General features: G+C 32.3%; 4 protein-coding genes, 1 tRNA gene and 3 pseudogenes. All 8 read right to left on the bottom strand.

The genetic code is table 11. From position 1 onward, the window contains the following. A pseudogene (locus QWY92_RS12130) lies at positions 1–230 on the bottom strand (site-specific integrase); the annotation flags it as partial. A 34-nt stretch (positions 231–264) separates the two neighbouring features. Next, entirely contained in the window at positions 265–531 is a 267-nt protein-coding gene (locus QWY92_RS12125; protein WP_290271641.1) for a phage integrase SAM-like domain-containing protein, read from the bottom strand. A gap of 60 nt (positions 532–591) precedes the next feature. After that, the gene (locus tag QWY92_RS12120) at positions 592–792 is read right to left on the bottom strand and encodes an Arm DNA-binding domain-containing protein (RefSeq protein ID WP_290271639.1); all 201 of its coding nucleotides are present in this window, start codon (positions 790–792) and stop codon (positions 592–594) included. Between the two features lie 251 nt (positions 793–1,043). Then, positions 1,044–1,128 (bottom strand) — tRNA-Ser (locus tag QWY92_RS12115). Positions 1,129–1,345: 217 nt separating this feature from the next. Further along, positions 1,346–3,864, bottom strand: a pseudogene (locus QWY92_RS12110) (sodium-translocating pyrophosphatase). 110 nt (positions 3,865–3,974) lie between these two features. Next, entirely contained in the window at positions 3,975–4,505 is a 531-nt protein-coding gene (locus tag QWY92_RS12105) for an inorganic diphosphatase (RefSeq protein WP_236457319.1), read from the bottom strand. A gap of 74 nt (positions 4,506–4,579) precedes the next feature. After that, on the bottom strand, positions 4,580–5,068 hold the full coding sequence (locus tag QWY92_RS12100; protein WP_290271634.1) for a DNA-3-methyladenine glycosylase family protein: 489 nt from the start codon (positions 5,066–5,068) through the stop codon (positions 4,580–4,582). Positions 5,069–5,189: 121 nt separating this feature from the next. Next, positions 5,190–6,429 (bottom strand): annotated as a pseudogene (locus QWY92_RS12095) (DUF5686 family protein); the annotation flags it as partial. Positions 6,430–6,445: the final 16 nt, after the last annotated feature.

Raw genomic sequence — 6,445 nt, 5'->3', positions numbered from 1 at the left:
CGCATGACACGTGTGTTAGCCAATCCTGTAAAACAGCTAAATATAAAAATGTCTCTTACTAGTTTTAATCTTTCTGACACAAATTCTTTATTGCATATTATTTCTATTTCCTCTTCTGTCAAAAACTCTCTAACGACTTCTTTTACTTTTGCTTTGTAGTTAGCAAAAGGATCTTTGTTTAACCATCCATTAGCTAAGCATATGTTGATGATTTTATGAAAGTTTTTAATGTATTTAACCGCAGTATTATTTGCGCATTTACGTTCACTTTCTTAAATAAAACTCATACTCTGTCACAAATGAATGATCTATCTTTTCAATATTAACATCTGTAATATTATACTTCCATAAAAGAAAATCTTTAGTATGCTTTAATGACGTCTCATATCGTTCTAAAGTTCCAGAAGCATACTCAATACCAACTAACTCTTTTATCTTACGATTATGCTCTTTAAAAATAGGAATCAACATTCGTTCTTTTTCTTTAATACCTAAATACTCATTTTTGAAATTTTCAAATGTCAAAGACATGTTCTTTTCAACATTGATTTTTCAATTTCAAAAACATTTATTCTTAATAATTCAAGATGATTATTTAACAAACGGCTTTTCTTCATTAGTGCCTTTCATTTTACTACTTTCTGAATTCCATCTACTAGCATCTATAAATTTACCAATACTTTTATCTAATCTTTTACCATCTATTGTAATTCTAAGAAAAATAGGTGTTAAGCCTTTCGCATTGGTTTTTACTCTCTTGAGATAGAAAATAACATTAATTGTTGCATTCATTGTTGGTGACCTTTAAATTGATAAATAAGTTCTTAAAAAATCAATCAAAAGTCAAGTTGTTCATTTACTAAACTGCCTGAAAATATTAGAGTATTCAAACAAGAGGGGCACTTTTTATATTTATTATATAGTACCCCTAATTGTACCCCTTTATTATGAAAAAATATATACGAAATGAAAAGGTATAAAAAGAAAAAACCCTTTAAATCATATGATTTAAAGGGTTTTAGTTGATTTTGAGCCGAGCTCTGCGGAGAAAGAGGGATTCGAACCCCCGGACCTGTTACAGTCAACAGTTTTCAAGACTGCCGCATTCGACCACTCTGCCATTTCTCCAGTAATAATCGCTTTACTTCCGTATTGCGAGTGCAAATATAGACGCTTTTTTTTAGTTTCAAAAAGAAATTCGAATAAATTTTAAAATATTTTTACATTAAAAAAACAAATATTTAATAATGAGAACATTAGAGTTTGAAATATATTAAAAAAAATAACGACCCATTGTAGAAATCCACAACAAGATCGTTATTTTATGTTATTTTTTAATAAATCATTATTCTTTTAATGCTGCAATTTTTGCATCTACTTCTAATTCGCTACCTTCAAATACTTTTTCTTCAACAACTTCTTTACCATCGATATTTGATTTAACAACAACTAGAGCTTTAACCAAACCATCATCACCTTTCTGCTTATCAATTTTTATATCAATAATTTTCTTTTCTATAGTATGGTTACAATTTGGTCCATGCACATGTGCTACTTCTCCTCCTTGTAGTATTGCACAATTTGGATTTACACATCCTTTCTTTTCACACTCAGAAATACTTTTCGAATGACATTCAACCAATTCTCCATGCTTATGACAACAAGAACCCGATGTTGTTGCCGCAGAATGACCACCTAATATTGGAGCCACAACTAAACCTATTAAACATGTAAGTTTAATTAATATATTCATTGAAGGCCCAGAAGTATCTTTAAAAGGATCTCCGACAGTATCTCCAGTAACGGCAGCTTTATGTGCATCTGAACCTTTAAAAGTCATCTCTCCATTAATTTCAACACCAGCTTCAAAAGATTTTTTCGCATTATCCCAAGCTCCACCAGCATTATTCTGGAAAATTGCCCAAAGCACACCACTAACAGTAACACCCGCCATATAACCACCTAGCATTTCTGCAATTGCTAATTTCTCCATTCCAAATAACAATGGAACAAAAGCAATTAGCAAAGGAAAACCAATTGTTAACATACCTGGCAACATCATTTCTCTTAAGGCTGCTTTAGTTGAAATATCAACACATTTAGCATAATCTGGCTTCCCAGTACCTTCCATGATCCCTGGAATTTCTTTGAATTGACGACGCACTTCATATACCATATCCATTGCTGCTTTACCAACAGAATTCATTGCTAACGCAGAAAAGACTACAGGTACCATTCCTCCGACAAATAACATCGCTAAAACGGGCGCTTTAAAGATATTAATCCCATCAATTCCTGTAAAAGTAACATAGGCAGCAAACAACGCTAAAGAAGTTAATGCAGCCGAAGCAATTGCAAAACCTTTACCTGTTGCAGCTGTTGTATTTCCAACTGAATCTAAAATATCTGTACGTTCTCTAACAATTGGATCTTGTTCACTCATTTCAGCTATTCCACCTGCATTATCTGCAATTGGTCCGAATGCATCAATCGCTAATTGCATAGCCGTTGTTGCCATCATTGCTGAAGCAGCTAAAGCCACACCATAAAAACCAGCTAAAGCATATGAAGCCCATATTGCTGCGGCAAATATTAATACAGTTGGAAATGTAGAAATCATTCCAGTTGCTAAACCTGCAATTACGTTTGTACCCGCTCCTGTTGATGATTTTTGTACAATTGCCAATACTGGTTTTGTACCTAATCCTGTATAGTATTCTGTAATTGAAGAAATAACTCCTCCAACAACTAACCCAACAATAGTAGCATAAAACACTCTCATTGAAGATATGTCTTTAATCCCCTCTCCAAAGAAACTCATTTTCATTGTTTCTGGTAACATATATTGCACTAAGAAATAACATGAAACAAGTGTTAAAACAATAGAAACCCAGTTTCCAATATTTAAAGCACCTTGAACTAGTTTTTCTTTTGCTTCATTATCTTTAATCTTCACTAGCAATGTACCGATAATAGAGAATATAATTCCAAAACCAGCAATAGCCATAGGCAACAAAATAGGACCAATTCCGCCAAAAACGTCATCAATCTTTCCATCCATATCTTTTATCACGTAGTTACCAAGAACCATAGCTGCTAAAACTGTTGCCACATAAGAACCAAATAAATCAGCGCCCATACCTGCAACATCTCCAACATTATCCCCTACATTATCAGCAATTGTAGCTGGATTACGAGGGTCATCTTCTGGAATACCTGCTTCAACTTTACCAACTAAATCTGCACCAACATCAGCCGCTTTAGTATAAATACCTCCACCTACACGTGCAAACAAAGCAATTGATTCAGCTCCAAGAGAAAAACCTGCTAATGTTTCCAAAACAATGGTCATTTTATCAGTTCCTCCATTTGCCCAATCACCACCCATAAAATAATGGAAAAAGAAAATAAAGAAACCTGTTAAACCCAAAACTGCTAAACCAGCAACCCCAAGTCCCATAACTGTACCACCACCAAAAGAAACTTTTAATGCTTGTGGCAAACTCGTACGAGCTGCTTGTGTAGTTCTTACGTTTGTCTTAGTCGCAATTTTCATCCCCATATTTCCCGCTAATGCAGAAAAAAATAGCACCAAAAACAAATGCAACTACAATTAATATGTGTGTAGTAGGCACTAAAAATGAAATCCCTGCAAGCACGATACTTGCTCCTATTACGAAAAATGTTAACAATCTGTATTCTGCTTTTAAGAACGCTAATGCTCCTTCATAAATGTAATCTGAAATTTCTTTCATCTTTCCGTCACCTGCATCTTGTTTTAAAACCCAAGCTCTTTTATACCACATAAAAAAGAAGCCCAACCAGCGCCATTGCAATTGGCAAATAAATCATTATTGAATTCATAAATTTTCAGTTGTTTTTTTGTTAAAAATTAGTAATCATCATTAACAAAAATAAACAAAAAAGGCAATATTCCTAATGAATATTGCCTTTTTTACGAATTATACTGAAAATTACTTAATACTAAATAATCCTTCTGGTCTATTTTCTATTTGATCAAAACGTTGTTTACATTTAATATAAATTTCTTTCGCTTCATTTATATCTCCCCAACCTTCAACATCAACTTGTTTATTTTCTAAATCTTTATATACTTGGAAAAAATGCTCAATCTCTTTTAATAAATGAGAGTTCATATCTCCTAAATCATTTAATTTATTCCAAATAGGATCTGAAACTGGTACACAAATCACTTTTTCATCTGGACCTTTATCGTCTGCCATATGAAAAACACCAATAGGTTTTACTTCCATTACACAACCAGGAAAAGTTGGTTCTGTAACCAAAACTAAAACATCTAATGGGTCACCATCAAGAGCAAGTGTTTCAGGTATAAATCCGTAATCTGCTGGATACATCATAGATGAAAACAACATTCTATCGTAACGGATTTTTTTTAAATCAAAATCATATTCATATTTGTTTCTACTTCCTTTTGGAATCTCAATAAGTACATCAAATGTAGTAACTTTATCTGCTGTCATTTTTTATTATATTTTTATAAAGGAGTGCAAAGATAATGAAACATTCGCTATTTCTTGTAGAAGAAACATTTTTTTTAATATACCAAAGGTTTCCTGTTTCTTTTTTCTAAATAATAATGCCATAAAAAAAACGAAGCCATTGTTCTATATGGCTTCCATTTATTTGAAACCTCAAGGATTTGCTCATCTGAACTACAGCTATATAACTCTTTAATTGTATTTTTTATCGCAATATCACCTAAAGGAATAACGTTTTCTTTATGTAAAGAAAACATCAAATAGACATCGATAGTCCAATTACCAATTCCTTTAATTTTTATTAATTCCTTTCTAACTTCATCTGAAGATTTCAACGATAAAGTTTGTAAATCGATTTCTTTTTCAAGAATTGCGTTTGAAAGCGCTTTTAAATAGATTACTTTTTGTCTACTAACCGAATTCGCATTCAAGTCTTCACTAGAAGCTTTACTAATTGTTGTTGGAGTTATTTCTCCAAGAAACAATTTCAATCTTAAATAACATGCTTTTGCTGACGCCAAAGAAACTTGCTGTTCCAGAATCAAATTTACACAAAGTTTCAAATCCTTCAGGTCTAGTTGAAATGTATGGTTTTTTATATTTATTATACAATTGATCAATTACAGGATCAATTGCTATTAAATATTCAATTGCTTTATCCATTTCTTAGAAATAAAAACCAAATGAAGCCTTAACTCCAAACTTCCTAGCATTAGGCATGTCTAAATAATTCCCTCTCCAAGCAAAATCAATTCTAAGCACCTTAAATATATTACCAACACCTGCGTGATATTCCCAATATAGATCATCTGGAGCTATATAGTTCAACCCAGAAGCGTTAATCATTATATTATTATCTGAAACCCTACCATAAACCCCTTTAACCCCTATAATCTCTCTAAGATTCAATTTTCTTAACAAAGGAATCCTAGAAAACAGTCTTCCATTAAAATGATGTTCAAAATGTAGCGATGCATATTCATCTGCAACAAAATCATAATAATCCAAAAGATTGTATGTGTTTTCAATTATAAAATAGGATTGATTTCCTGGAACAATACCCATTAAACCTAAAGGAACTGTACCAAATATTTTTTCCTGTTTCAAAAGTAGTGAACAATCTACCAAACCCACCAACCAAAACTGGTTGCCTATAGTAGAATTGTAGTTTTTGATAATCAAAATCACTATCTAAAACTCCTTTCAGTCCTTGACTATAACTTAGAAACAATCTAGCATAATTGTTGTCAACTTCCATTCTTTCTACACCGTAACCAACTGTCTTTCTATTTGGCGTATATTCTAATTGGAAATTAATTTCAGATTGCTTCACTTCACTTTTCACCTTAGTTTGAGTTAAATCTTCATAATAATCCAAACTAAAATCGTTTGAAGCTGATTTCAATGTTCTATACGACAAATTGGTTTGAAAGGTGAAATTTTTTAACAAATTCTATCTCAGCTCCAATATTCGTTAAACTAATATTCGTTAATTGATTATTTACACCACCAGCAAACAATGCAGAAGAAGCAAAACTTCTACCCAACACATCATTTGAAGTAGTTAAACTAACCCCAATTTGCTCAACATCCCTTCTATTTCCAAGAGACAGAATTAATCTATTTTTAGGATTCACCATCCATCTACCTGAAATTCCGTATTTTACCTTATCATCTTTAAAACCATAAGCTGTATATCCTTGAATCCTCCATTTATCATTTGGACCATAATAAGTTCTACCTCCCACTCTAATTCTTTGCCCTTCTACATCATTAAATCCAAAAGTTGAAAAATTGGACCGTAATCAAAATTACCGATCTGAATATAACCACTTCCAAGTATACTGGCCAAATTATATATTCTCTTAAACTTAGGAACCGTTTGCAAAGTGTCCAACATCTTATAACACACGTGTCATGCG

It is taken from the genome of Algibacter miyuki (assembly GCF_030409805.1).
GTDB classification, from domain to species: Bacteria; Bacteroidota; Bacteroidia; order Flavobacteriales; family Flavobacteriaceae; genus Algibacter; species Algibacter miyuki.
The sequence above is the reverse complement of the archived record's forward strand: the minus strand, read 5'-3'. Positions and strand labels throughout refer to the sequence as shown.

Bases quoted from the DNA above. Each gene is read 5' to 3' on its own strand.
- QWY92_RS12125 (WP_290271641.1), bottom strand. From the start codon at position 531: ATGTCTTTGACATTTGAAAATTTCAAAAATGAGTATTTAGGTATTAAA.
- QWY92_RS12120 (WP_290271639.1), bottom strand. From the start codon at position 792: ATGAATGCAACAATTAATGTTATTTTCTATCTCAAGAGAGTAAAAACC.
- QWY92_RS12105 (WP_236457319.1), bottom strand. From the start codon at position 4,505: ATGACAGCAGATAAAGTTACTACATTTGATGTACTTATTGAGATTCCA.